Source organism: Kosakonia arachidis, from assembly GCF_900116535.1.
Lineage (GTDB): Bacteria > Pseudomonadota > Gammaproteobacteria > Enterobacterales > Enterobacteriaceae > Kosakonia > Kosakonia arachidis.
This window is the reverse complement of the sequence record NZ_FPAU01000006.1, coordinates 59,507-84,812: the sequence shown is the minus strand read 5'-3', so window position 1 is coordinate 84,812 and position 25,306 is coordinate 59,507. Positions and strand designations below refer to the sequence as shown.

19 protein-coding genes are annotated in these 25,306 nt (G+C 51.6%); 5 read left to right on the top strand and 14 right to left on the bottom strand.

The annotated features are described in order from the left end of the window. The first annotated feature begins 39 nt into the window (after window positions 1–39). The gene (locus BM427_RS19710; protein WP_090124623.1) at window positions 40–1,065 is read left to right on the top strand and encodes a M4 family metallopeptidase; all 1,026 of its coding nucleotides are present in this window, start codon (window positions 40–42) and stop codon (window positions 1,063–1,065) included. Beyond that, window positions 1,065–1,406 carry a protealysin inhibitor emfourin gene (locus BM427_RS19705; protein WP_090124620.1) on the top strand — a complete coding sequence of 114 codons (342 nt, stop codon included), beginning with the start codon at window positions 1,065–1,067 and terminating at the stop codon, window positions 1,404–1,406. Before BM427_RS19710 ends, BM427_RS19705 begins: the two co-directional genes overlap by 1 nt. On the opposite strand, the gene BM427_RS19700 is transcribed toward BM427_RS19705, so the two are convergent. Then, on the bottom strand, window positions 1,403–1,618 hold the full coding sequence (locus BM427_RS19700) for a zinc ribbon domain-containing protein (RefSeq protein WP_090124617.1): 216 nt from the start codon (window positions 1,616–1,618) through the stop codon (window positions 1,403–1,405). The two genes, BM427_RS19705 and BM427_RS19700, sit on opposite strands and share 4 nt — an antisense overlap. A 407-nt stretch (window positions 1,619–2,025) precedes the next feature. Between BM427_RS19700 and BM427_RS19695 the strand changes: the two genes are divergently transcribed. Further along, window positions 2,026–2,661, top strand: coding sequence for a DGQHR domain-containing protein (locus tag BM427_RS19695; RefSeq protein WP_090124614.1), 636 nt, complete (start codon window positions 2,026–2,028; stop codon window positions 2,659–2,661). A gap of 725 nt (window positions 2,662–3,386) precedes the next feature. Continuing rightward, window positions 3,387–3,962, top strand: a complete 576-nt coding sequence (locus tag BM427_RS25515) for a hypothetical protein (protein ID WP_139234436.1) — start codon at window positions 3,387–3,389, stop codon at window positions 3,960–3,962. Window positions 3,963–4,680: 718 nt separating this feature from the next. Here BM427_RS25515 and BM427_RS19685 read toward each other — a convergent pair. The 13 genes from BM427_RS19685 to BM427_RS19625 all read right to left on the bottom strand — a co-directional run bounded on the left by BM427_RS19685 (window position 4,681) and on the right by BM427_RS19625 (window position 23,472). Continuing rightward, on the bottom strand, window positions 4,681–5,166 hold the full coding sequence (locus BM427_RS19685; protein WP_090124604.1) for an Hcp family type VI secretion system effector: 486 nt from the start codon (window positions 5,164–5,166) through the stop codon (window positions 4,681–4,683). 1 nt (window position 5,167) lies between these two features. After that, the gene (locus BM427_RS19680) at window positions 5,168–5,686 is read right to left on the bottom strand and encodes a hypothetical protein (protein WP_090124601.1); all 519 of its coding nucleotides are present in this window, start codon (window positions 5,684–5,686) and stop codon (window positions 5,168–5,170) included. After that, window positions 5,667–6,182, bottom strand: coding sequence for a DUF2778 domain-containing protein (locus tag BM427_RS19675; RefSeq protein ID WP_090124598.1), 516 nt, complete (start codon window positions 6,180–6,182; stop codon window positions 5,667–5,669). Before BM427_RS19675 ends, BM427_RS19680 begins: the two co-directional genes overlap by 20 nt. An 816-nt stretch (window positions 6,183–6,998) precedes the next feature. After that, a complete protein-coding gene (gene der / locus BM427_RS19670) occupies window positions 6,999–8,474 on the bottom strand; it encodes a ribosome biogenesis GTPase Der (RefSeq protein WP_090124596.1) in 1,476 nt (491 codons plus the stop codon). Between the two features lie 120 nt (window positions 8,475–8,594). Beyond that, window positions 8,595–9,773 (bottom strand): outer membrane protein assembly factor BamB, encoded by a 1,179-nt coding sequence (bamB, locus tag BM427_RS19665; protein ID WP_090124594.1) that lies wholly within the window; start codon window positions 9,771–9,773, stop codon window positions 8,595–8,597. A 10-nt stretch (window positions 9,774–9,783) separates the two neighbouring features. Further along, window positions 9,784–10,404 (bottom strand): YfgM family protein, encoded by a 621-nt coding sequence (locus BM427_RS19660; protein WP_007370822.1) that lies wholly within the window; start codon window positions 10,402–10,404, stop codon window positions 9,784–9,786. Window positions 10,405–10,440: 36 nt separating this feature from the next. Further along, entirely contained in the window at window positions 10,441–11,715 is a 1,275-nt protein-coding gene (hisS, locus tag BM427_RS19655; RefSeq protein ID WP_090124591.1) for a histidine--tRNA ligase, read from the bottom strand. 108 nt (window positions 11,716–11,823) lie between these two features. Continuing rightward, a complete protein-coding gene (gene ispG / locus BM427_RS19650; RefSeq protein ID WP_090124589.1) occupies window positions 11,824–12,942 on the bottom strand; it encodes a flavodoxin-dependent (E)-4-hydroxy-3-methylbut-2-enyl-diphosphate synthase in 1,119 nt (372 codons plus the stop codon). Window positions 12,943–12,968: 26 nt separating this feature from the next. Further along, window positions 12,969–13,979, bottom strand: a complete 1,011-nt coding sequence (gene rodZ / locus BM427_RS19645) for a cytoskeleton protein RodZ (RefSeq protein WP_090124586.1) — start codon at window positions 13,977–13,979, stop codon at window positions 12,969–12,971. Between the two features lie 292 nt (window positions 13,980–14,271). Continuing rightward, the gene (gene rlmN / locus BM427_RS19640) at window positions 14,272–15,438 is read right to left on the bottom strand and encodes a dual-specificity RNA methyltransferase RlmN (protein WP_090124583.1); all 1,167 of its coding nucleotides are present in this window, start codon (window positions 15,436–15,438) and stop codon (window positions 14,272–14,274) included. Between the two features lie 170 nt (window positions 15,439–15,608). Continuing rightward, window positions 15,609–16,040, bottom strand: coding sequence for a nucleoside-diphosphate kinase (gene ndk, locus BM427_RS19635; RefSeq protein WP_004144312.1), 432 nt, complete (start codon window positions 16,038–16,040; stop codon window positions 15,609–15,611). A 150-nt stretch (window positions 16,041–16,190) separates the two neighbouring features. Next, window positions 16,191–18,512, bottom strand: a complete 2,322-nt coding sequence (gene pbpC, locus BM427_RS19630; RefSeq protein ID WP_425280053.1) for a peptidoglycan glycosyltransferase PbpC — start codon at window positions 18,510–18,512, stop codon at window positions 16,191–16,193. Window position 18,513: 1 nt separating this feature from the next. Beyond that, window positions 18,514–23,472: an alpha-2-macroglobulin family protein gene (locus tag BM427_RS19625; RefSeq protein ID WP_090124577.1), complete on the bottom strand. Its 4,959-nt coding sequence runs from the start codon at window positions 23,470–23,472 to the stop codon at window positions 18,514–18,516. 281 nt (window positions 23,473–23,753) lie between these two features. On the opposite strand from BM427_RS19625, the gene BM427_RS19620 reads away from it, so the two are divergent. Beyond that, window positions 23,754–25,298 (top strand): PTS transporter subunit EIIC, encoded by a 1,545-nt coding sequence (locus tag BM427_RS19620; protein ID WP_090124574.1) that lies wholly within the window; start codon window positions 23,754–23,756, stop codon window positions 25,296–25,298. Window positions 25,299–25,306: the final 8 nt, after the last annotated feature.

The following is a 25,306-nucleotide window of genomic DNA, read 5'->3' as shown; positions in this document are numbered from 1 at the left end:
CTATACTTTTTGTTGTTCTTTTTCATCAAGGAGAGCGACATGAAAACACGCCCGTTTAGCAGCGTTATCCCGCCCTATATTCTTCGCCGCATTATCGACCATGGTTCAGAAGTTCAGCAGCGCTGCGCACAACAAACATTAACCCATGTGCAAACGTTGATGGCACACAGCCACGGCAAACCCAGCGCGCCGCTGGTCACCTCACCCGGCGAACTAGTACGCGATATCTATGATGCGCAGCAGAAAGAGAGTCTGCCCGGTAAGCAGGTGCGCTACGAAGGCCAGCCGTCGAATGGTGATGTGGCCGTGGATGAAGCTTACGACTATCTCGGCGTTACCCACGATTTTTTCTGGCAAGTTTTACAGCGCAACTCGCTGGATAATAAGGGAATGGTGCTGAACGGCACCGTGCATTATGGTCAGCAATATCAGAACGCTTTCTGGAATGGTCAGCAAATGGTGTTTGGCGACGGCGACGGTGAAATTTTCAATCGCTTTACCATCGCGATTGATGTGGTGGCGCATGAACTCAGCCACGGCGTCACAGAAACGGAAGCCGCGCTGATCTATTTTGAACAGTCAGGCGCACTTAATGAGTCGTTATCGGATGTTTTTGGTTCACTGGTGAAGCAGTACCACAAGCAGCAAACCGCGGATCAGGCCGACTGGATCATCGGGGAAGGGTTGCTGGCAAAAGGAATTCATGGCAAAGGCCTGCGGTCGATGTCTCACCCTGGCACCGCCTATGATGACCCGCTACTGGGTAAAGATCCGCAACCTGCACACATGAAAGATTTTGTGAAAACCCGTGAAGATAACGGCGGCGTGCATCTGAATTCCGGTATCCCCAACCGCGCGTTTTACCTTGCTGCGATGGCGATTGGCGGCTATGCCTGGGAGAAAGCCGGTCACGCCTGGTATGATACCGTTTGCGATAAGGCACTGGCGCAAAATGCCGATTTCGCCGCCTTTGCGAAACTGACCATTCTGCACGGTGAAAAACGTTCAGGCCAGCAGGTTGCAGACGCTATCGAGAAAGCCTGGAAAGAGGTTGGAGTGTTGTAATGAACGAACCCGAATTGACCGATGATGCTGTGGTCGAAGTCGCCCGCGAAGGCGGGCTGGCTTATATTCCGAAGCTGAGCGGCACGCGAAAAATCGTGATTGCTCAGCTTAACGCGGAACAGCGCCAGCGCCTGGTCAGTATCCTGCATCAGACCCTGCCGCTCGGGCAACCGCCCGGGCAGCCGGATTCGCCGGGGCGCGGCGATCAGCGATTTTACCGTTTGCAGATAACCTGGACCACGCGGCAAACCGATGTGCTGTTGCTGATCCCGGAAAGTAAAGCCCCCCCGTCACTGGTGGAACTGTGGCGCGATGGCGAAGCCTGCATCTGCAAGCCTTAGAGTGGGGTAAACTCAACGCGTTTTTTAGAGATCAATCCGTGGCCGTGCTGGCAGAAAAAATCCACCGCGCCGCAGGCTTTTAATACTTCCAGAGGCTGATGGCACTCCGGGCACTTAGCCTGTACTTCAATATCGTTGTCACAGTCGTGGCAATGCGCATGTGTTCCCACCAGTTCCAGTGGGTTGTGGCAGGTCGGACATTTGAGATCCATAAAGCTCTCCTCGGTCATATGTTCACTTCATGGCGACGGGGTTTCAGACGAGTAATTTTAATGTGAAAGACACTTAAATACTTAACAAACTGCAAAATAAACAATAATAACTATATATTAATTTTTGTGTACACCCTTGGGTACACTTAAAAGCAAGAACAAGACGATCGGCATTTAGTAGGAATAATGGTAACCTAAAGTATTGGAAAAGCCTTGATGTTATTGATTAAATGCTACTAAACTCCATACAACATACACGCTGATCATCGTATATAGCGTTTCTTAATCTAGTCCCTTCTTAAACGTAAACTGATTTAATCGATTAGTTACTGATAGATTGATTTTCATTCACGAATTAGGCATGGACATATTTTCTTTTTTTACAATGATTTGGAAGGATTCTATAAATGGAAAATGAAAAACCTAACCGCGTAAGATACACAGCAAGCAACATCACTCAAAACAAGAAGCGATTCTATAGTTTATCTGTTCCAATGGAAGTTTTGTCAAAGTGTTGTTACGCAACGCCCAGAGAAGAAGATCCCATTGAGGGTTTTCAACGAGTACTTGATAAGAAAAGGGCTATGCAAATAGCACATTACATTGATGAAGAAGGAGGCACTATACCATCAGCGGTTATTCTTTCTGCACAAGAAGTTGCGGATGTCGAAGTTATAGGTAAAGGAAGAACAATTGAATTCACAATTAATCCAAAATCTTTTTTAATAATTGATGGTCAGCATAGGGTGTATGGATTTTCCCTTGCTAAATCAACTCTTCGAATTCCCGTAATCATTTATACCGGATTAACAAAAAAAGAGGAAGCAATACTCTTTATAGATGTGAATTCAAAGCAAAAAAGCGTCCCGACTGAATTACTGCTTGATATTAAACGCATGGCAGAAAGAGAAGGCAGTGTAGAGCAGATTTTAAGAGATATTTTTGACACGTTTGATGAATCATCTGATAGTATTTTACTAGGTAAACTCAGCCCTAGAGAAAAATCAAAAAACAAAATCAGCAGAGTGACTTTTAATGGTTAAATGTCCAGTGCTTTAAAAACATTTGGGAGTAAAGAACCTGAAGAAATCTATAGAATACTAAACAATTACATATCCTCTTTTTATAATGGATGGATGAAACAAAATAATCTTGAGGAGCAATTAACTAATGCTATTGTTTTCAAGTCTATAATGAACTCGTTTGTTGAAATTGCTATCGCAACTAAAATGAAGCATGGTCAAACTTACAGCGTAGACGATTTTACAGATATAATGAAAGGTATGTTTTCAAAATTGTCCCCAACGAGATTTAAAAATCAAGGGACATCATATAAACTTTTATCAAAACATATAACCGATTGTTTCAAAACGGACTTTGAACTATGATTGGACCAGTTTCTCAAGTTTTACGCACTCAGGCCTTTTTCGGCCTGAGTTCTTCACCTAAATCTATAAATCTAACCATAACTTCAAATGGTGGATAGAAGGTGGAAACTACTCTTTCATTTCCTCCCCTTCAGGTAAAGTTTTTTCATTGAGCACGACAAACCCTGAAGATGTAATTAAACCTCTTTGCCATGACATTGCTAGATTTGCGAACTCTTCTCTTGAAAGTATAACTAATATTGAGAGTGATCCTCTATTTCCTAAATCAAATGGATGGATGTCTATAAGAGTATATTACAGTGCTTTTTTTTGCCGCTCACTGCTTGCTTAGAATTTTCGGGAAAAGTTGCTCATATCTGAATAATGATTCAGTTAATGCAATGAATAAAACCTTGCGAAAACAATTGCCCGGAGGGGTGCCGATAAAAAAAGGGAACTATATTATCAAGCTTTCCAAGCAAATTGGAGGTATACATTTAGATGCCCATGATATTGATTCCAGCCATGCTGGTTTATGGGATTGCTTCTATGACCTTTTAACAAATTTAGAAAATTCCATATCAATAACCACAGTATTTACAACAGAACAAAAAAATGAATGCGTAACCTTCCTCTCAGAATTAAAAAAGAGAATTAGCAGAGGGAATAACAAATCTTTTTTATCTATTGTAAGAAATGAGATAAATTATAATCATGCTATGTTTTGTTGGAGTTCTTATCAAACAGAAAAAATATCCGACACCAACAATATCAAATTATCATCTCAAAAATGGATTAAAACTTGTTCTAATGAACTTTTCACTAACTCAATTAAAGAGAAAGTGGATTTTACCGAAACTTGTGCAATTATAATTTCATTGATGAAGGATATGTTACTCGAAATCAATGACATAAATAAATCATCATTTTTAAGATATACGGCAATGCCAACATTAAGAAAACTCATACAAACTTAAAATTTTGCATGCCTCTGTTTTTTTCAGAGGCATCCTGCACCATCAGTTAAAGTTGTTTAAAATCATTAGATTACATAATAATCACTATATGTATAATTATGACATTATAAGGATGATGACTTTTTCAATAATATCATAATGATTTTGTATTATTCAGTAGAGCGAAGTACATTTCATTCATTATTTGGCAGTTTGAAGCAACTGTAACTTAGAGCGCGTGTAGACAAAAATCCCCGCTGGCGGTGCCGGTGGGTGACAAGTTTTGACAGGTGCATCCAACGAGCTGTACCTGAAGTTTTCTAAAGGGGGAGCGGTTGACAGTTCCCCCTGGTAAGGCATAACAAACCATAACAGGCCGACACCGGCCCTGCTTCGCATCAGCCTTTTACACTTTGGCCGCAGCTGCTGTTCGTGGGCGTCAGGATCCGTTAGGTTGGGTTGACACTTTTCCCTGTTTCTCGCGAAAAAGTGTCAAGTTTGAGGGGCTGGGGGTTTACAGTTTTTCACCGTCCAGCAGACAGAGCGCCCTTAATCCTGTTTTGCTCCAGTCACCCGGCGTATCGGGGTACATTGTGGCAACGTAGGCCATTACATAGCAATTTGACCACCTTGTCTTTGTATTCAGATGGCCAAATTCATTAAACCACTACACCCCTTTGCTAAGTCTATTTACGGACGAAATGAACAAAAAAGGGGCAAGACTCCCCCTAATTCACTATCAGGCTCTAACATTCCAGTCGTCTGTATACTGTACGTTCCCATCAACATATCGCCAGGTGATTTTGTCGTACATCAGGGAAACTGATTCCATATGATTGACCTGTGAATTACCGGACATCTTAGCGTTTGGCATACCAGGATTAATACCTGTCACCTTAACGCCTTCAATGGCCATGACAAAATAGCACTCCTCCTGTCCCGCATGGTTTATGCGGTACCAACGGATTTCTGCACTCTTCAACGTTTGCCCTGTGGCAACGGCTTTGTACAGATATGGGCTGGAGCTATCGAACTCTTTTTCAAGCATCATCGGTGAGTGCGAACGCTTGCCCGTAATCTTACCGTTGGCACTGTCTACCGGAATGTTCAAACCGTGACTAAATCCAACAATCTCAATACTCCCTTCACGATCCTGAACGTCTACAGACCCTTTAATGTCTGCGCCACCATCGTCTTTAAGCCACATGTACGCCGGAATAGGCATTTTACAAACTCCTTTTGGTTATGATTTTCTTCACGATGAACCAGTAGCAAACAATCGTTAATAGCAACTGAAAGCCCACAATCGCCGCTATAGTGAAATCTGAATATGTTTGATCAGGGAAAATGGACTGGTAAGGCAACAAGCGAAACAGAGCCCAAAACAAGAAGGTGAACCCGAAGATTTTAGCAAAACGCCGCCGTGTAGAGCCGACCCACTCTCTGAAGATATTTATCAGGCTAACTTTGCGTGTCACTGCTCTGTACGCAGTGATAACAACACTCGTTATAGGTACGCTGATTAGCGTATTGATCAGAATGCTAAAATAGTCGCCTAACGATTCCCAAACTTCCAAATCTGGCTCACCCAAAATGAAACGGGTAAATTTGCTGGCACTATGGAAATCGAAAAGCCCTGTAATAGAATCAACCAATCCATCATACGGAATAACCTTAGCAACAATAAGCATAACCGCAGTGAAAAGCGCTATCTTGATGAATAAACTAAGGGCATGTTTTGCCATTGGCGATCACCTCAATCGTACCGTATGCCTGTAGTTTTCTCATGCAGGGGACATCTATCTTCTGGGTTCTGAGAAGTGCATTGCGCAACATGGCGAAATCAGAATCATGGGGAAGGGTGATGCAGCCTTCTGACAACGCGCCGGGATGCAGACGGAAATTGCCGCGTTTTACACCTTCAATCCAAGTGTAATCGTCGATACCCCCATCATCCCGCCATAGGGCAAACCATTCGGTATGCCTGAATGTGGCCCCTTTTACTACGTGGTTGTAAACATCCCTCATACTTGCATTAAGCTGAGATTTAATCCCTCCCTCAGGTCGATCGACAATCCAGTATTTTCCCGCTGGTATCGGCCCTTTTTTGGGGATCATTCCACAACCACCGCGATTACGGTAAGCACCATCCCCAGAAAAAGCCAGGAAGGTGCCAACACCGGGAAAACTGAGCGGCGAGTAATCCGCATCATTGATTACAAACTTTCCGTGTAAAGCCATAGAACTCCCTATAGCCACATTAAAATAACGGACTATAGTAGAGATCAATTTTTCATCACACCATATTAAATGTCTGACTTTATGCAATGGCTACCGATCACCAAGCTGAATACACTCGATGATTCACAGTTATCCGTTGCTCGATGGTTTTAGGAACCGTTAGGTTCGACCCTGTAAATAATTCAGCATTCTGCGTATCAAGACAAACGCCCCATTATCCAGAAACTCCACCTCATAGCCCAACTCATGGTAGCGGCAACGGCGTTCATCAAATCATCTTCACTGCCAGGTGCAGGGTATTTACCGTCACACTTTTTGATTCCCTCCCAGCCTCGTGCCTATGTGAGCTCTCGCATTCTGTGAGGCCGGGAAGCATTATTATCGCCTTTCCCTCCTGCTGTTCACCGGTAACGTCATAACCTAACGTCACTCGGGCAGATAGTTCTTTCGCAATCTATATGGCATTTACCAGGGAAATTTCACCCTACGAGAGTTTATCTCTGATGGTAGCCATAACAACACGGAGCGTGAATTCGTGCGAAAATTGATCGGCCTTCCAGGTCAGCCCATCAGGGCCATGAAGCTCCTAAGCGGCACCCCATCTGCACAAGGCCGTCCGTCCAACACCAAAATGTGCGGCGGCCTCACGAAAACCATCCTTACCGGAAAGGTAATGTTGTACGGCATCAAGCCGTAGCTCAATACGACTACGCATAAAAAAACTGCACCTTAGTCAGTTGGGTGTCCAACGTTTGGGGTGCAGTTCACAATTTGGGCTTCTGGATTTTTAGAGAGCAGATGATTTTCAGTGAATCGTCATTTGCTTTTCTTAATGTGTTTAATCAGACGCTTACGCTTACGCAGCTGGTTCGGCGTGAGGGTATTGCGTTTATCCGCAAACGGGTTCTCCCCTTCTTTGAACTGAATACGGATCGGCGTACCCATTACATCCAGTGATTTGCGGAAGTAGTTCATGAGATAGCGTTTGTAGGAATCCGGCAGGTCTTTCACCTGGTTGCCGTGGATCACCACAATCGGCGGGTTATAACCACCAGCGTGGGCATATTTCAGCTTCACGCGGCGACCACGTACCAGCGGGGGCTGATGATCTTCCGCCGCCATATTCATAATGCGTGTCAACAGCGCGGTGCTGACACGGCGGGTAGAGCTGTCATAGGCTTCGCGTACAGATTCGAACAGGTTGCCAACGCCGCTGCCATGCAGTGCAGAGATAAAATGCACGCGGGCAAAGTCGATAAAGCCGAGGCGGTAATCCAGCGTCTCTTTCACCTGCTCTTTCACTTCCTGGCTCAGACCGTCCCACTTGTTGACGACAATCACCAGCGAGCGGCCACTGTTGAGGATAAAGCCCAGCAGCGACAGATCCTGGTCGGAGATACCTTCGCGGGCATCAATCACCAGCAATACGACGTTGGCGTCTTCAATCGCTTGCAGGGTTTTGATAACGGAGAATTTCTCCACCACATCAGTGATTTTACCGCGCTTACGTACACCGGCAGTGTCGATAAGTACGTACTCACGTTCATCGCGCTGCATCGGAATATAGATACTGTCGCGCGTGGTGCCCGGCATGTCGTAAACGACCACACGGTCTTCACCGAGGATGCGGTTAGTGAGTGTGGACTTACCGACGTTCGGACGACCGACAATCGCCAGCTTGATTGGCAGATCCTGCGGGTTAAATTCCTCTTCCGGCTCTTCTTCTTCGCCATTTTTACTGGCTTCAAACTTCGCCCAGTATTCGGCGTCTTCATCCACCTCTTCCGGCGGATTCAGTTCGTCCATCCACGGCATCAGCACGTGTTCCAGCAGGCTGGTGACACCGCGCCCATGAGACGCGGCGATAGCATAAATTTCCCCCAGGCCCAGCGCGTAGAAATCCGCCGTTGCCTGATCCGGATCCAGACCGTCCGTTTTGTTAGCAACGAGGAAAGTCGGTTTTTCGCGTGAACGCAGGTGTTTAGCAATAGCTGTATCCGCTGGCATCAAACCCGCGCGGGCATCAACCATAAACAGCACGACATCAGCTTCTTCAATCGCCAGCAGCGACTGTTCCGCCATGCGCGTTTCCACGCCATCTTCAGTGCCATCAATACCGCCGGTATCGATACAGATGAATTCTCGGCCTTCTACTTCAGCACGACCGTACTTACGGTCACGAGTCAGACCCGGGAAATCGGCCACCAGCGCATCACGTGTGCGTGTTAAGCGGTTAAATAGCGTGGATTTTCCAACGTTAGGGCGCCCGACAAGCGCGACCACAGGTACCATGTTTAAAGCCTCATTACAGAAAATTCATTAGCAAAACGGCGCAATTGACGCGGCGTTTTAAAAACAGGAAAACGGCTCCTGCAACAGGAGCCGTCTTCAGGAGCGACAATTCCAGCGCAGTTAGCGCGAGAGTGCGTACAGCGTGCCGTCTTTCGCCTGGATCAGCAACTTGCCGCCAGCAACGACAGGATCGGTAAGGAAACCAGAGCTGTCGACTTTCTGCTGCGCAACGAAGCGACCGTCTTCAACGTTGATCCAGTGAACATAACCTTCGCTATCGCCTGTCACGATGTAACCATTATACAACGCAGGAGCGGTAAGGTTACGGTGCAGCAGATCGCTTTGCGTCCACAGGGTCACACCACCGTCGGTGGTCAGTGCCAGAACGCGGTCATTCTGATCGATAATGTAGATGCGATTACCGTCAACAATGAAGTCGCTCACCGAGCCCAGCTCACGTTTCCACATGATCTGGCCGCTGCGCAGATCCAGCGCCGTCAGGTTGCCATTGTAAGCCAGTGCGTAAACGATGTTATCAACCACAACCGGCGTAGTATCTACATCGCTCAGGCGATCAATTTCGGTCGGGCCGTTCGCCTGAGAGATACGCTGCTGCCAAATCATCTGGCCCTGTTGCATCAGTACCGCGCTCACACGACCGTTATCACCGCCAACAATCGCAGCGCCAAAGGCGGTGGTCGGGGCAGATTCACCGCGCAGAGAGAGCGCAGGCATATCCAGGTTGACCGTCCATTTCACCGCACCGTCGCTTTCATTCAGCGCCTGCAACTGGCCGTTACTGGTATGAATCAGTACCAGGCCATCGCTTACAACCGGGCGGGAAAGTGCTTCACCAGCAACTTTCGCCTGCCAGGCCTGCGAACCATCGCTGGTATTCAGGGCATAAACCTTCGCTTTTTCAGTCCCCACGTAAACATGGCCGCCAGCAACGGTGACACCACCGGAAAGCAGCGCAGGGCTCGTGGAGAACCAGCCGTCTTTCTCTGCCAGATTAACCGACCAGATTTCATGGCCGTCTTCAATACTGACCGCTTTCACCACACCGTGGCGATCGGCGGCATACACTACGCCATCAGCAAATGCCGGGTGCAGGTTAGAATAGAAATCGCCGATACCGTTGCCGACGGAAGTGTGCCATGCGGTTGTCGGGGTGAACTGATTTTCAACCACTGGCAGCGGGGACATTTTGACAACATCTTCTTCGCTATTAAACAGGGAACAGCCGCTTAATAACATCACGGAAAGCAGCCCTGGCAGAAGTAATTTACGCAATTGCATCGGGTCCCTCTTAGATGGACAAATTATTGATTTTCATCTGCATCATTTCGCTAAGCGCAGGAGAAGCATTGTTTTTAATGCCATTTTCCCATGCGGTGCGCGCACCTTGTTTGTCGCCTTTGCTCAGCAGCGCTTCACCGCGCAGATCGGCAACAATGGCCGACCAGCTTTCGCCTTTAACGGCATCCAGCGTTTTGAGCGCAGCGTCTTGCTGCTTCTGCTGCACCTGAACACGCGCCAGACGGACGTTGATCATCGATTGCAGATTTTCATCACTGGTCGCGGCAAGCCCTTGTTGCAATTGCGCGGCTGCTTTATCCAGTTCATTTTTTTCTACGTATTGCTGTGCCAGTTCCAGTGAAGCCAGCGCGCCATAAGTGTTTTTGTTATCAGCGGCAAATTTCTCCGCCGCTGTGAACGACTCTGGCTTATCAGCCTGAAGCGCGGAAATCGCGTTTTCATAGGCCTGCGATGAAGCTCTCGCCGTATCTGCCTGATGGCCGTTCCAGTAACGCCAGCCCATCAGCGCGCCAATACCCAAAACAACGCCAACAGCCAGCGCTTTGCCATTTTCGGCAAAGAAGCGCTTGATAGCGTCAACCTGGTCGTTTTCGTTCTCGTAAATTTCCACGCAGTCCTTCTCCTTAACGATAATTCACCGGCGTGATTAGCCCAGTAGTGCGCGCAAATGCGCTGCAACGCTATCCTGCGTTAGCGTACTCTGTTCACCAGAGCGTAAATCCTTCACCACCACATTACCGTCGGCGATTTCAGACTCGCCGAGCACCAGTGCGACGCGAGCGCCCCACTTATCTGCACGGGCGAATTGCTTTTTGAAATTGCCGCCGCCGTGGTTCATCATCAGCCTCACACCAGGCAACGCATCGCGCACCTGTTCACCCAACTGCATTGCAGCGGACTGCGTATTGGCGCCAGACGCCACCAGGTATATATCGACAACGGATTCTGCTTTAAATTCCGGATTAACTGCCTGAACCAACAAAACAAGTCGCTCAAGACCCATCGCAAAGCCAACCGCCGGGGTCGCGCGACCACCAAGTTGCTCAACCAGACCATCATAACGGCCGCCTGCACAGACGGTTCCCTGCGCGCCAAGGCTGGTTGTCACCCATTCGAAAACGGTGCGGTTATAGTAGTCAAGACCGCGCACCAGACGCTGGTTAACGGTATACGCGATACCGGCGTCATCAAGGAAAGCGCACAGCCCGGCGAAATGTTCGCGGGATTCGTCGTCAAGGTAATCACCCAGTTTCGGCGCATCGTTCAATAGCGTCTGGATGTCCTGGTTTTTAGTATCCAGCACGCGCAGCGGGTTGGTATACATGCGGCGCAGACAATCTTCGTCCAGCTTATCTTTATGCTGTTCAAGGAATGCGACCAGCGCATCGCGGTAAGTTGCGCGCGCTTCCAGCGAACCAATAGAGTTGAGTTCAAGGGCAACGTGAGACGCAATGCCCAGCTCACGCCACCAGCGGGCGGTAAGCATAATCAGCTCCGCATCAATATCCGGCCCTTGCAGACCAAACACTTCGACACCCAACTGATGGAACTGGCGATAGCGCCCTTTCTGCGGACGCTCGTAGCGGAACATCGGCCCAACGTACCACAAGCGCTGTTCCTGATTGTACAGAAGACCATGCTCGATGCCGGCGCGTACACAGCCCGCCGTACCTTCAGGACGCAACGTCAGGCTGTCGCCGTTGCGATCGTCAAAGGTATACATCTCTTTTTCAACCACGTCGGTCACTTCGCCGATCGCGCGTTTGAATAACGGGGTCTGCTCTACAATCGGCAAACGGATTTCACTGTAACCGTAGCTGCCGAGCACGTTTTTCAGGGTGCTTTCAATGCGCTGCCAGATGGCGGTTTCGCCAGGCAGATAATCGTTCATGCCGCGAATGGCTTGAATATTCTTTGCCACGTTTATTCTCTTTATGAATACAAAAAATGAACCCTCAGGGCAGCGACGAGTCAGGGCCGTGCCGGGCGGGTTCATCATACACGGGAAGCCAGCCGCTTCCCAGCTACGTTATTTTTCTACCTGTTGCACGTCGATGCGGCGCGCTTCATCAAGGATCGACGCTTTTGCCCGGATACGGGCCTCTAGCTGGGCAATCATATCTGCATTATCAAGACGATCTTTGCGTACACCGTCTTCATACAGGCCACTTTTCTTATTACCGCCCGTCACACCGAGTGTAGAGACCAGCGCTTCGCCTGGGCCATTCACCACACAACCGATAATGGAGACATCCATCGGCGTAATGATATCTTCCAGCCGTTGCTCTAGCGCGTTAACCGTACCAATCACGTCGAATTCCTGGCGGGAGCAGGTCGGACAGGCGATAAAGTTGATCCCCCGGGAACGAATACGCAGTGATTTCAGAATATCAAAACCGACTTTGATCTCTTCCACCGGATCGGCGGCCAGCGAAATGCGCAGCGTATCGCCAATGCCTTCAGAGAGTAGTAAACCAAGACCGATAGCGGATTTCACCGCACCTGCGCGGGCGCCGCCAGCTTCGGTGATCCCGAGATGCAGCGGCTGATCGATCTGCCTGGCCAGCAGACGATAGGATTCAACGGCGAGGAATACATCAGAGGCTTTTACGCTGACTTTGAATTGATCGAAGTTAAGACGATCGAGGTGATCCACATGGCGCATTGCCGATTCAAGCAGCGCCTGCGGCGTCGGTTCGCCGTACTTTTCCTGCAGATCTTTCTCCAGCGAACCGGCGTTAACGCCGATGCGGATTGGAATATTTTTATCGCGGGCGCAATCAACTACCGTGCGGATACGTTCTTCGTTACCGATGTTGCCGGGGTTGATGCGCAAACAGTCAACGCCGTATTCGGCCACTTTCAGCGCGATGCGGTAGTCAAAATGGATGTCCGCCACCAGCGGAACACTCACTTGCTGTTTGATAAATTTGAACGCTTCTGCCGCATCCATGGTGGGGACGGAGACACGGACAATATCCGCGCCGACGCGCTCCAGCGCCTTGATTTGATTGACCGTCGCTTCGACATCCGTGGTTCGCGTGTTGGTCATTGATTGCACAGCAATGGGAGCCCCATCGCCGATCGGCACGTTCCCAACGTAAATCCGTTTCGATTTCCGACGTTGAATCGGGGCCTGGTTATGCATGAAAAATCTCCCGCGTTGCCCGTCTGTTACTGTATTGCTGATTGTTCGGCATTGAGGGTCAGACGCGCAACCTGGTTAGTTCTGATAAAACGACTCAGATCGACAGGTTTCCCCTGATACTGGATCTGTACCGCTGACGGCGCGCCAATTTTCAGTTTATAAGGCGCCTTACCGTTCAGATTCAGCGTGGCATCTTTACGTTGCAGGCCGCTAAACAGTTTTTTGCCGGTCGCATCGCTCACTTCGAGCCAGCAGTCAGCTTTAAAGCTCATCACTAACGCATTGGTATCGGCGACAGCGCCAGCGACACCAGCCTGCTCGGTAGGCAGTTGCCCACTGCTCGCGGTTGCCGCAGGCTGCTGCGTTGATCCAACATTTGCCTGAGACGGAGAGACAACCGGGTTCTGGTTGGCGGTATTCTCCGGTGCCTGCTGCGCGGCATCAGGCGCCTGAGCGGTGGTAGCCGGAGCCGGGGGTTCAATCGGCGTTGAAGAGTTATCATCCGCCGCAGAGGCAGTGGCAGGATCGTTGTTCAGCGGTACGCTTTGCGCGTTATTACTGCTGTTGCTGGCATTAAGTTCCGCAGAGGATTGATCGGCCATCGTGCTGATCTCCTCCTGCTGCGCTTTATGGTTCTGCCACCACCAGGCCCCCGTCAATCCTATCACTACAAACAGCACCAGCCAGGTAAAACTCATCAACCAACCATCGCGTTTTTTGCGCGGTTTGCCTAAAGCAAAGGTCTGCATCGGAGCAACTTTCGCTGCTCTGACCGGCGCTTGCTTCTCGATCATCGGCAGTAATTCTTCTTCGGGAATGTGCACCAGGCGGGCATATGAGCGGATATAACCACGCACAAACGTCGATGCCAGATCGGCAGGCGATCGATCCTCTTCGATATCGCGTACCGTGGAGACCTTCAGACACAAGCGTTCTGCAACCGTCTGTTGGCTGAGTCCAAGTTGTTCACGGGCGCTACGCAGACGAACGCCTGTGGTTTGTACTTCGTTTTGGTCTTGAGTGGCTTCAGTATTCATTCGCTACAACTACTGGTACGTGAAAAGTAAACATTCAGGCGCGTGTAGCCATAATGCCCACACGCGCCACGAAATAACCGGGTCAGTTAAACTTAGACCCACAGTATAAGACTGTCAGGCTCGTCATAACAGAACAGCTTTAGGCACTTTTTGCTAAGCCTTTGTTCCATCACTACATACTGCCTTAAAGTCAGGAGAAACGCACCGTAATTATTATGACCCTACATACGTACAGGCCAAATATTCGACATTTGTATAAAATGCAGCACATTCTTCGCGCTGCATAGCAGCCTTACAGCGCCTTCACCGCGATCGTTTCGCCCTGCATACGCTTACGCATTGTACGCTTGGTACGGTCGATCACATCACCCGCCAACTGACCACAAGCGGCATCGATATCATCGCCGCGCGTTTTACGCACGATGGTGGTGAAGCCATAACTCATCAGCACCTTGCAGAAACGATCGATACGGCTATTAGAGCTACGACCATACGGCGCGCCTGGGAACGGATTCCACGGAATCAGGTTGATTTTGCACGGTGTATCTTTTAATAGCTCAGCCAGTTCATGTGCATGCTCCGTGCCATCGTTTACATGGTCCAGCATCACATATTCAATGGTCACACGACCCTGGTTGGCGTTGGATTTTCCAATGTAACGACGAACTGCGCTGAGGAAGGTTTCGATATTGTACTTCTTGTTGATCGGTACAATTTCATCACGGATTTCATCGTTTGGCGCGTGCAGGGAGATAGCCAGCGCAACGTCAATCATATCGCCCAGCTTATCCAGCGCCGGGACTACACCTGAAGTCGAGAGCGTAACGCGACGTTTAGAAAGACCAAAACCAAAATCATCCAGCATAATCTCCATTGCCGGCACCACATTCGTCAGGTTGAGCAGCGGCTCGCCCATGCCCATCATCACCACGTTGGTGATCGGGCGACTGCCGGTGACTTTCGCTGCGCCGATAATTTTCGCCGCACGCCACACCTGACCAATGATTTCGGAAACGCGCAGGTTGCGGTTAAAACCCTGTTGCGCAGTAGAGCAGAATTTACACTCCAGCGCACATCCCACCTGTGAAGAGACACAGAGCGTTGCACGGTCTTCTTCCGGGATATAAACGGTTTCAACGCGCTGATCCCCAACGGCAATCGCCCATTTGATGGTGCCATCGGAAGAACGTTGTTCTTCCACAACTTCAGGGGCGCGAATTTCAGCCACTTCTTTTAATTTGTTGCGCAGAACTTTGTTGATGTCGGTCATCTCATCAAAGTCGTCGCTGCAGTAGTGATACATCCACTTCATCACCTGATCGGCGCGGAAGGGTTTTTCACCTAAGTTTTTGAAAAATTCACGCATCTGCTGACGGTTTAAATCCAGCAGGTTAATTTTTGCGTCTCTGTTTGGAACCGTGAGAGCATCGTTCTCAGGCATGGCAATTTGTTCAGACATATTTTATTCCGGCCTCGTTATTACACGTTATGGCCCATGGAGGGTTGAAAAGAAACGCCCCAGGCAAGCGTCTGCTCATCCTGGGGCGCGGTATTGTACAAATTCTGACGCGCAGATACCACGTTTGCACGCGGCATTTGCCAAAGAAAAGTGTAAAACTCGTTACACGATCAGCGCGTACGTGGGCAAACTTCGCCTTCAGCAAAGAAGAAAGCGATTTCGCGGGCCGCAGATTCTACGGAATCGGAACCGTGCGTACCGTTTTCGGTGAAGCTGTCTGCATAGTCAGCGCGCAAAGTACCAGCCAGTGCGTTCGCCGGGTTGGTTGCGCCCAGCAGATCGCGGTGACGTTGCACGGCATTTTCACCTTCCAGGACAGAAACCACGATCGGACCAGACGTCATGAATTCAACCAAACCGTCAAAAAACGGGCGGCCTTCATGCTCAGCGTAGAAACCGCGAGCCTGCTCAACGGTCAGGTGCAGCATTTTGGTGCCAACGATTTTGAAACCAGCCGCTTCGAAGCGAGAGAAGATGCTGCCAATAACGTTTTTTGCCACCGCATTCGGTTTAATGATGGAAAAAGTACGTTCAATAGCCATGTTTACCTCTGTAAGTTGTTCTGTTGCCCTGTATAGGTGTGGCGCGGATTATAAAGAGCAACGAAGGCGTTGCCTATGGATGAAGGTAACATTTTTTTAAAATGAGACTAGTTTTAGCAACACCGTTCACCAAACTCGCCATTTGTGCGTTTATTGCACAGTAAACTGCACTGTCGCCACCTGTCCCGTCTCATCCATAACCAATAACTGATATTCACCAGTTTTATCAAGCCGCAGATTCAATAAACTCGTATGCATCGTTAACGGCTCACCATTTAAAAACCACCAGCGCTCCCCTTCTCCGCCACTGCTTTGCAACGGCAGCAATGCAAACCCTTGTCCCGGAACGCGCTTAATCACGGCGCCTTCCCGCACGCCACTTAGTAACAGCGGTGGCGGTGCGTTGTCATCACGCGGTGGACAACGGGGATCGGCGGCAGGCAAGCGCACAGCGCGACGTTCACTGGCGGGCAACCAGGGTTCCAGGGGTCGCGGCCAGACAATCCAGGTTTTCTGCTGCGCATCCGGACAATCCGCCGCCACTCTGTGCCCTGCACTGTTTAACCACAGCGGAAAGCGAATGCCGTGCAACCCCTCCTGCTCCGGCATCAACAGCGTTGGCGGCTGACTGCCATCCAGTAACCACGTTGCCAGACGGCGGCGACAATTGCTGTCTCCCTCAGGCAGGCTCTGCCCCCCAGGCCAGCAGATGATGCCACTACTTACAGACGCGGGTCGCGGGTCGCGTGGCAGGCGGGATTGTTCTATTGCCGAGCGCGGTTGCAGCAGGTTGTTAACCTGATTCAACAGCGGCACAGCGCTGGCGAAACCAAACTGACCGGCAACGGGTGTACCGTCTGGTCGCCCGGTCCAGATACCGATTACATAGCGGGCATTAATACCTATCGCCCACGCATCGCGGTAGCCATAGCTAGTACCGGTTTTCCATGCCAGCGGCACCACCTGCGGCAACGCCTCATCCGGTACCGGCTGCGCTTCGCCTGCCAGAATACGGCGAATGATCCACGCAGCGCCCGGCGACATCAACCGACGTTCTTCAAGCGGAGCATCCGGCGTCATACGTAATCTTCCCACATTGCCATGACGGGCAAAGGCGCTGTAGGCTGCAGCGATGTCCTCCAGCCGCGCCCCTGCGCCACCGAGAATCAACGCCAGATTGGGTTCCGCACCGACAGGCAGAATCAACGGTAGACCGGCATTGCGCAAGTTAGCGGCAAAGGTTTTCGGGCCATAGGCTTCCAGCACCTGCACCGCAGGCAAATTGAGTGATCTTACCAGCGCTTCACTCACACTCACCGGGCCATGAAAACCACTGTCGAAATTACCTGGACGATAATCTCCCACCCGGCGCGGAACATCCTGCAATAACGAGGCCGGATGAATCAGACCGTTATCAAGCGCCAGACCATAAATAAAGGGTTTTAATACCGACCCTGGCGAACGGACAGCGCTGACCATATCAACATGGCTAAAACGGCTGTCATCATTAATATCCACCGATCCGACCCAGCCACGCACCTTCATGTTGGTGTGATCAACAACAATTATCGCCAGCGAACTGCGTAGCGGTAAACGCGATTTTATGCTCAGAGCCATTTCTTCCAGTTGCCGTTGCAGGCTGGCATCAAGCGTGGTTGTTATCTTCAGGGCTTTACTGGATGCAAGCATACGCCTGGCAAATAACGGTGCCAGTTGCGGCATCTGCCGCGGAGCCAGCCATACCGGCTCTTCGCGTGACTCTTTCATCTGCGAGGCAGGCCACACTTTTTGCGCCACCATGCGATCCAGCACTTTGTCACGTGCGGCCTGCGCGCGTTGCGGCCAGCGATCCGGCCGCAAACGGCTGGGTGCCTGCGGCAAAACGGCCAACAACGCCGCTTCGGAATAGCTGAGTTTCGCCGGTGATTTACCCAGATAAGTCCAGCTCGCCGCGCCAACCCCCTGTAATGTGCCACCAAACGGTGCGCGATTAAGATACAGCGTGAGGATCTCGCGTTTGGAAAGGTGCCACTCCAGTTGTACCGCTCGCCATAGCTGGCGGATTTTACCGCCAAAAGTACGCGGGTGCGGATCCAGCAACCTGGCGACCTGCATGGTCAGTGTGCTACCGCCAGATACCACGCGCCCGGCACGCAAATCCTGCCAGGCGGCCCGCAAAACGGAAAACGGATTAACGCCAGGATGCGCCCAGAACCAGCGATCTTCATATTGAATGAGCGCCTGTAAATAGTGCGGCGAAACCTCTTCGATGGTCACCGGATAGCGCCAGATACCTTCCGCGTCGGCAAAACGCCATAACGGCGTTCCCTCTTGCGCGACCACCACCCGTGCTGGCGCAACTTCATTCAGCGGCAACGGCCAGATTCTGTCCGCAGCAATAACGCCGAGAATCAGTAGCAACATCCCTCCCACCAGCCAGCGCAAGCGGGTATATAACAGAGGCTTTTTCACATTACGGGACAATGATCATCGGGCTGCGGGTCTCGCCGATTGCCCGCCACTGCGGAACGTACATTGATTCCACTTGTGGCGCTGGCACCTGATACGTACCCGGCGTTACCGCTCGCGCCAGATAGACCAGTGTCACCGGCTGGCCTTCGCTCACCGACACGGCAGCCACGAAGCGATCGTCGCGGAACTCCATATGCTGAATGTCAGCTTGCTGCATCCGGTTAAGCAGTTCCTGTACTTCGCTACCGCTATCCTGGAGGCTGGCACTGCTACTTGCGAGGTTCTGGTTTTCCAGCTCCAGACCGGCAGGCAGTAAATCCACCACCAGCGCGTCCGGGACATTCTGGCTGGCGCTCACTTCAAGCCAGACCAGTACCAGCTCGCCGCTTTTCAGTGATGAGAACGATTTACTCCGTCCATCAGTACCCAGCACCGTGCGTTCAATATGCAGCACGTTGTCAGAAGGCACAGGTGCCTGCATCGGATACCCGCTGCTGTCCAGACGCAGCCATAACGGCGAGCTACCGCTGTTGGTGACCTGCAATGCCGCCAGTTGATCGGCATCGAGGTTGCGGGTTTGCGATTTATCACCACCGAGCACCGCCGTCTCCAGCGAAGTTTGCGCCTCCCACGCCCCGGAGGCATTTTGCAGGTTACGTCCGGCCATGAATAAGGCATTGCTTTCCTGCGTGGATAACCAACGCTGCCCGTAAGCCTGTTCCGAGAGCGTCGCCAGCAGGCGAGTCTGCTCCTGTTCCAGCAGCGTATTTTCTTCCAGCAACGCCAGCATCAGCGCGTTATCGCGCAGCTCGCTACCATAATCTGCCAGCCAGTGATTACCTTTCACACGCGGGGTTTTCAATGCCAGCGCCAGTGCCTGTTCGCTACGCTGCGTGTCACCCATCAGTTTTAACGCCACACCCAACTGCATCAGCGGTAACCCTGCTTTGGCCTGGTCGTGACGCTGCCAGATTTCACGCAGCGCACCCAGCGGCGCTTTTTGCTGACGCGCCAGTACCAGCCCGGCATAGCTTTGCACTGCAAATTTTGTTGCCGGAAGATCGTCGCTATAGCGCACCGCCATTGTTGCAGGGTCCTGCAAATAACGCAGCAGGCGGTTGTTCGCGTTGTTCAGCGCCTCCGACGGAACGCTGTATCCTTGCGCCGAGGCGCTAACCAGAAAATCGGTGACATATGCCGTCAGCCAGTACTCTTCCGGCCCGCTCTTATCCCACAGAGAAAAGCCACCGTCATCGCGCTGCATCTGCAGCAGCCTGGAAATACCGATATCGACAGCTGCACGCCGCTGTTCGTCGCTGTCGCCTTTAATACCGAGCGCTTTAAGCTGCGCAGCATTAGTATAAAGCGACGGGAATAAGCCGCTGGTAGTCTGTTCAAGGCAGCCGTACGGATAGGCTTTTAGCTCCTGAATATAGCGCGCGATATTGAGTGGCGGTTTGCCACTTAACAGCAGGCGTCCCTGAAGCGTGGCCGGTGCAATGCCTGCCAGATGTTGTTCCGGCGCGTGCCAGCTCTCGCCAGGTTTAAGCATCGCGCCACTGTTGACTGTTTGTGCAGCAAATGGCGGACGCACACCGATTTTCCACTGCTTCTGTAGCGGGGCAAAGGTTTCGCCCGGTAGCGTCAGCCCGCTTATTTGCGCGTTAATTTCAGCGTCGCCAAAGCCGTCCAGCGCCCGCACCGGAATGAACAATGTGGTGCGCTCACCGGCCGGCAATGTGAGCGGCTCCGGCGATTGGCTTTCCAGCGCCAGTAAACCTCCTGCGGTCAGAGCCACATTGAGTGTTTGCGGCCGATCGGTCAGGTTGGTGAGATCCAGTGTCAGGCGCGACGTGTCACCGCTGCCGAGGAAACGTGGCGTGTTAAGTTCGGCTATTACTGGTGCGGCCACCACTACTTTGCTTTCGCTGCTACCAAAATCCTCTGCCGTCCATGCCTGCGCCATCACCCGCAATTCACCATTGAAATCACCAATGGGTAACGTCACCGTTCCTTCGCCATTTTCATCCAGTTGCACCGGCTGCGCCTGCTGGGCAATGATGGTGACGTGATTGACCGGTGGTTTTCCGCCGCGATTCATTTCGTCGCCATCGCCGCCGAAGCGCAGCGCAGCAAGACGCCCTTGGCCTTCAATCACCTGGCCGTAAATATCATAGATATCCGCACCGTAGCGTTTCTGCCCGAAAAAGGCCTGCCACGGATCTGGCGTTACATAATCGGTAATATTCAACACACCGCTATCTACGGCGGAGAGCAACACATTCACCTGTTTCGGGGTTTCGCCGTTTTTCACCGTCGCCTTCACTTTGATAGTCAGCGGCTGGTTGGGACGCATTTTTGGTGGCGCATCCAGCGCAATGTCGAGTCGGCGGTTTTCATCGCCCATCGGTAAGTGCAGCAAACCGACCGCGCGTTTTGGTGTGGCGGATTTCGATTTATCGCCAGGACGGATCACCAACGTGCTGAGGTAGAGATCGTGACGCTGCCATTTTTGATCGAGCGGAATACTCAGATCGAGGCCGTCGGCTGGCACATCAATCTCTTTCCACCACAGTGGGCCTTCACTGGATTCGATCATCGCGTAACCTTTACCTGCGGCTGGCGCGGTGATGTGCAATTTCACGGTGTCGCCCGGTTTATAACCTGGTTTATCCAGCTTCATAGTGACACGGTCAGGCCGCGAGGCACCCGCACCGTCGCTGTTGTCCTGCCAGCTATAACCAGCCCAGAAACGCACGCTGCTGACAGTGTCGTTTGGCCCTTTCACTTCCAGGCGGTAAGAACCCCAGTCCACCGGGAAACTCACCTTACCCGTTTCATCCGCTGCGAGGCTGAGGCTCTGCTCACCTTCCACCAGATCTTTCTGGTTAAACTGCGACTGCCAGCCTTCGCTTTCCGACCAGTTCCAGAAATAGTCACGCCGTTCGCGGATCAGGCGCACCTGCAAATCACTAACCGCCTTTTTCGTCCCGGCGGCATCGGCATAGACAATGTCGAATGCAGCGTTGCTGCCTTCATCAACAATCGGCTGATTGACGGTAGTGTCGGTGCGGTAATCGTAAACGGCTTTAGCGGCAAATTGCGGACGGATCCCCGGCAGTAATGACGCAGGCCAGATGGCCTGTTCCACGCGGCGCGTAACCGGGCGTCCGCCCGATTCCAGCAGGCTGGCTTGCAAAATCACCTGTAACGGCGAGTGGGTTTCCTGCCACTGGCTCGGCACACTGACCGCCCCCTGACCTTCGTTATCCAGCGTCAGATGTACTTCATCCAGGCTACGGCTCAGGTTCTCTTCCGCAATATCACCGAACTGGAAACCTGGCAGCGCAGCTACCGCTTCGCGCAGAGGACGCAGGAACAGTTGCCCCTGCAATGTATTGCCGCTGGCGGGTGCGCCATAGAGGTAGTGACCATTAACGTTAAATACCACATCTGCGGCCGGATCTACCGGCACCGGCTGCGGCGTAATGTTCAGCGCCATACGCTCCGGCATAAAATCTTCAACGTGGAAACCCCATTCACGCGGCAGATTATCGCCAGTGTTGGCGCGGATATGCCACATTCCCGTTTGCGCGCTGGCATCCAGCGAATAAGTAAAATGATACAGGCCATTTTGTGGCTGGCTGACCACTGTGCGAACCACCTGACCGTCCGGTTTGACCACTTCGAGTTTGACCGGCTGCTCCGCCAGCGGTTTACCATCACTGTCGCGTAGCAGGCCATTGAGAATCACCGTTTCACCGGGGCGATAAAGATCGCGCGGGCCAAACATAAAGAACTGCTTGCTGTAACCTGGCTCGCCCGCAATGGCGAACTCGGCCAGATCCAGTGCCGGTAATTTCAGATCCAGCAGTGTGGTTTCGCCCTCTTTGCGCGCCAGCACCAGAGCAGCTTCTCTATCGGTGCTCAGGGTAGCGTGCCCATCTGCATCGCTGGTCGCCTGCGCCAGGGTTTGCCCCTTCTCATTCAGTAGCGACACATCAATGCCGGAGAGGGCTGCACCGTTTTCCAGCCCTTGGGTGAAAATATCCAGCCGGTTATGGTAACGGTGCGCCGAGAGGCCGATATTACTGAGGGTGAACAGCGTGGCGGCATTGCTGTAGTTGTAGTGCCCGGCTTGATTCATCACTGCAACATAGACGCCGGTCTGCTGCAATGGCTGGATACCGCTTAACGGCAATAGCAGTTTTTCCCGGGTATTGCGCACCGGATTGAGGTCAAAGCGGCCGGTGTACACCAGATCGGCCATTTTTAATAAAGTGTCCGACTCCCAGTTCGAAAGCGAGCTGCGATATTCCCACTGGCTGATAAACGCCGCCAGCGACTCCGGCTTCACGCGATAAAAGTTAACATCAACATTATTGACGTTCAACGCCATAACGGGCAGCCCCTCCACGACTTTACCCGGCAGCAACGAACCCCGACTGGCAAAACCGACGCTTGGCTGAACATCGCGCGTGGCGATGGTCTTCTCATAATCGATGCCGAAGGTGGCTTTATTCAGCGCCACCAACCCACGATCGACCGATACCAGCAACTCGCGATTCGGCTCCAGGTGCCGCAGACGCAACTCTTTCAAGTTGGGCGACAGCTCCCATGCACCATCCACCTTGCCGCTCTTTTTATCCACCAGATGCACGGTAGAGGCAAAATTCTGCGCAGGATCGAGTGGAACCGAGAAAGTCAGCACCAGCGTGGCGGCACCGTCCAGTTGCACTTCAGACGCATCCAGCAACGTCAGCGGCTTGCCTTCACTGCGTGCAGCAAACTGAGCCAGCTTCTCTTTGTCCGGTGCGGCTGGGGATGTTTTTTGCCCAGCACTGGCAGCAGAGGCGGCAGGTGCGCTGGCGGCTTTCGGTTTATCGTTGTTATCGCAGCCAGCAAGCGCAAGGGTGGTCAGCAGCGCAACAGTTAGCGCCGCAATACGTAGCGGTTTCATTCGTTATCCCTGGTTCATTAACCTATTGAAAGAGGCCCATCTAGTATTATGCGCAGGAGCATGAATTACAAAATCTGTGATGAATTATGGAAAGCGCCTCGCAAAGGTGGCGATCTTATCGCGCTCACACTGTTACAGAGATCACAGGTAGTAACGTAACATGTTACGTTAGAAGTCATTTGTTTTTAAAACAACAAGATAGCTGGATAAATATCGATTCAGACTGCTAACGTTATGCTGTCTGTGCACCGTTGTGCGCGGTTCTAATAAGAGAGATCATTATGTCCAGAGCCGTGAATGCCCTACAAAATTTTGGTAAGTCCCTCTTTGGTCCGGTACTCATTTTGCCCATCGTCGGCCTGTTTATTGCCTTCGGCAATATTTTTGGCAATGGCAACCTGGCCGAATATTTGCCATTCCTCGGTCATCCGCTTATTCAGAACATCGGCCAGCTAATCGCTAAATCCGCTGTTTCTGTGCTCGCCAATCTGGCTTTGGTGTTTGCCGTTGGTATCCCAGTAGGTCTGGCTTCGCGGGATAAAGGCTATGCCGCGCTGATTGGTCTGGTGACGTTTATTGTGTTCATCAATGCCATGAACGTAACACTACAAATGCAAGGCGCGCTGGCTTCCGCCTCTCAGATAAAAGCGGCAGGCCAGAGCATGGTGCTTGGGGTACAGGTGCTGGAAATGGGCGTTTTTGCCGGGATCCTGACCGGCGCGCTCAGTGGTTATCTGTACAACAAATATTCTGGCGTGCAGTTTTCCGGCGCGATGGCGATTTACTCCGGCCACTGCTTTGTGGCGATGATTATGCTGCCAGTTTCGATGGTGCTCGGTGTGGTAATGAGTGAGTTGTGGCCCTTCGCCCAGCACGGTATCAGCACGCTGGCGCTGGCGATAAAAGGCGCCGGGCCATTTGGCGTGGCGGTGTACGGTTTTCTTGAGCGCATTCTGGTGCCGACCGGGCTGCATCATCTGGTCTATACGCCGTTTCTCTATACGGAGCTGGGCGGTACAGCGGATGTTTGCGGCAGCACCTACCAGGGCGCCCGGAACATTTACTTCGCAGAAATCGCCTGCCCAGGCGTGAAACAACTCAGTAGCACGGTAGTCTGGGATGCGCGCGGTATCAGTAAAATGTTCGGCCTGCCTGCAGCCGCGCTGGCGATGTACGTTACGGCAAAACCGGAGCGCAAAGCGGTTGCCAAAGCGATTTTGATCCCTGCTGCGCTCACTTCGCTGCTGGTCGGCGTAACGGAACCGATTGAGTTCTCCTTTCTCTTTGTTGCGCCGCTGCTGTTTGTAGTGCATGCGGTGCTAACCGGGATCGGCATGATGCTGTTCTCGTTGCTCGGCGTTCATGCCATCGGCGCGAATGGGATCATCGATTTTATTCTCTACAACCTGCCGCTCGGTATCCAGAAATCGAACTGGCCGATGTATATCCTCGTCGGCGTCATTATGTTCGCCCTCTACTTTGTGATCTTCCGCTTTTTGATTTTGCACTTCGATATGAAAACGCCTGGCCGTGAAGAAGAGCACGAAGAGACGCGCCTTTACAGCAAGCAGGATTACCAGGCGAAAGGCAATAACGACGCGATGGGCGCAGCGATTATCGCCGGACTGGGCGGACGCGCCAATATTGAGGTGGTGGACAACTGTTACACCCGCCTGCGCGTCACGGTAAAAGACACAGCGGTGATTAACGAACCGCAACTGAAAGCGACCGGCGCAAAGGGTGTGATCAGACAAGGTAATAACGTTCAGGTGGTCTACGGGCTGCATGTCAAAAAAATGCGAGAAGCCGTTGAGATGTTTCTCTGAAGGAGTCC

What these genes read in the sequence shown, in the direction of transcription:
- BM427_RS19680 (WP_090124601.1), bottom strand. Translation starts at nt 5,686, where the DNA reads ATGGCAAAACATGCCCTTAGTTTATTCATCAAGATAGCGCTTTTCACT.
- ndk (WP_004144312.1), bottom strand. Translation starts at nt 16,040, where the DNA reads ATGGCTATTGAACGTACTTTTTCCATCATTAAACCGAATGCGGTGGCA.
- BM427_RS19705 (WP_090124620.1), top strand. Translation starts at nt 1,065, where the DNA reads ATGAACGAACCCGAATTGACCGATGATGCTGTGGTCGAAGTCGCCCGC.
- BM427_RS19625 (WP_090124577.1), bottom strand. Translation starts at nt 23,472, where the DNA reads ATGAAACCGCTACGTATTGCGGCGCTAACTGTTGCGCTGCTGACCACC.
- bamB (WP_090124594.1), bottom strand. Translation starts at nt 9,773, where the DNA reads ATGCAATTGCGTAAATTACTTCTGCCAGGGCTGCTTTCCGTGATGTTA.
- rodZ (WP_090124586.1), bottom strand. Translation starts at nt 13,979, where the DNA reads ATGAATACTGAAGCCACTCAAGACCAAAACGAAGTACAAACCACAGGC.
- BM427_RS19620 (WP_090124574.1), top strand. Translation starts at nt 23,754, where the DNA reads ATGTCCAGAGCCGTGAATGCCCTACAAAATTTTGGTAAGTCCCTCTTT.
- ispG (WP_090124589.1), bottom strand. Translation starts at nt 12,942, where the DNA reads ATGCATAACCAGGCCCCGATTCAACGTCGGAAATCGAAACGGATTTAC.
- BM427_RS19710 (WP_090124623.1), top strand. Translation starts at nt 40, where the DNA reads ATGAAAACACGCCCGTTTAGCAGCGTTATCCCGCCCTATATTCTTCGC.
- BM427_RS25515 (WP_139234436.1), top strand. Translation starts at nt 3,387, where the DNA reads ATGAATAAAACCTTGCGAAAACAATTGCCCGGAGGGGTGCCGATAAAA.
- BM427_RS19675 (WP_090124598.1), bottom strand. Translation starts at nt 6,182, where the DNA reads ATGGCTTTACACGGAAAGTTTGTAATCAATGATGCGGATTACTCGCCG.
- BM427_RS19685 (WP_090124604.1), bottom strand. Translation starts at nt 5,166, where the DNA reads ATGCCTATTCCGGCGTACATGTGGCTTAAAGACGATGGTGGCGCAGAC.
- BM427_RS19700 (WP_090124617.1), bottom strand. Translation starts at nt 1,618, where the DNA reads ATGGATCTCAAATGTCCGACCTGCCACAACCCACTGGAACTGGTGGGA.
- BM427_RS19695 (WP_090124614.1), top strand. Translation starts at nt 2,026, where the DNA reads ATGGAAAATGAAAAACCTAACCGCGTAAGATACACAGCAAGCAACATC.
- der (WP_090124596.1), bottom strand. Translation starts at nt 8,474, where the DNA reads ATGGTACCTGTGGTCGCGCTTGTCGGGCGCCCTAACGTTGGAAAATCC.
- rlmN (WP_090124583.1), bottom strand. Translation starts at nt 15,438, where the DNA reads ATGTCTGAACAAATTGCCATGCCTGAGAACGATGCTCTCACGGTTCCA.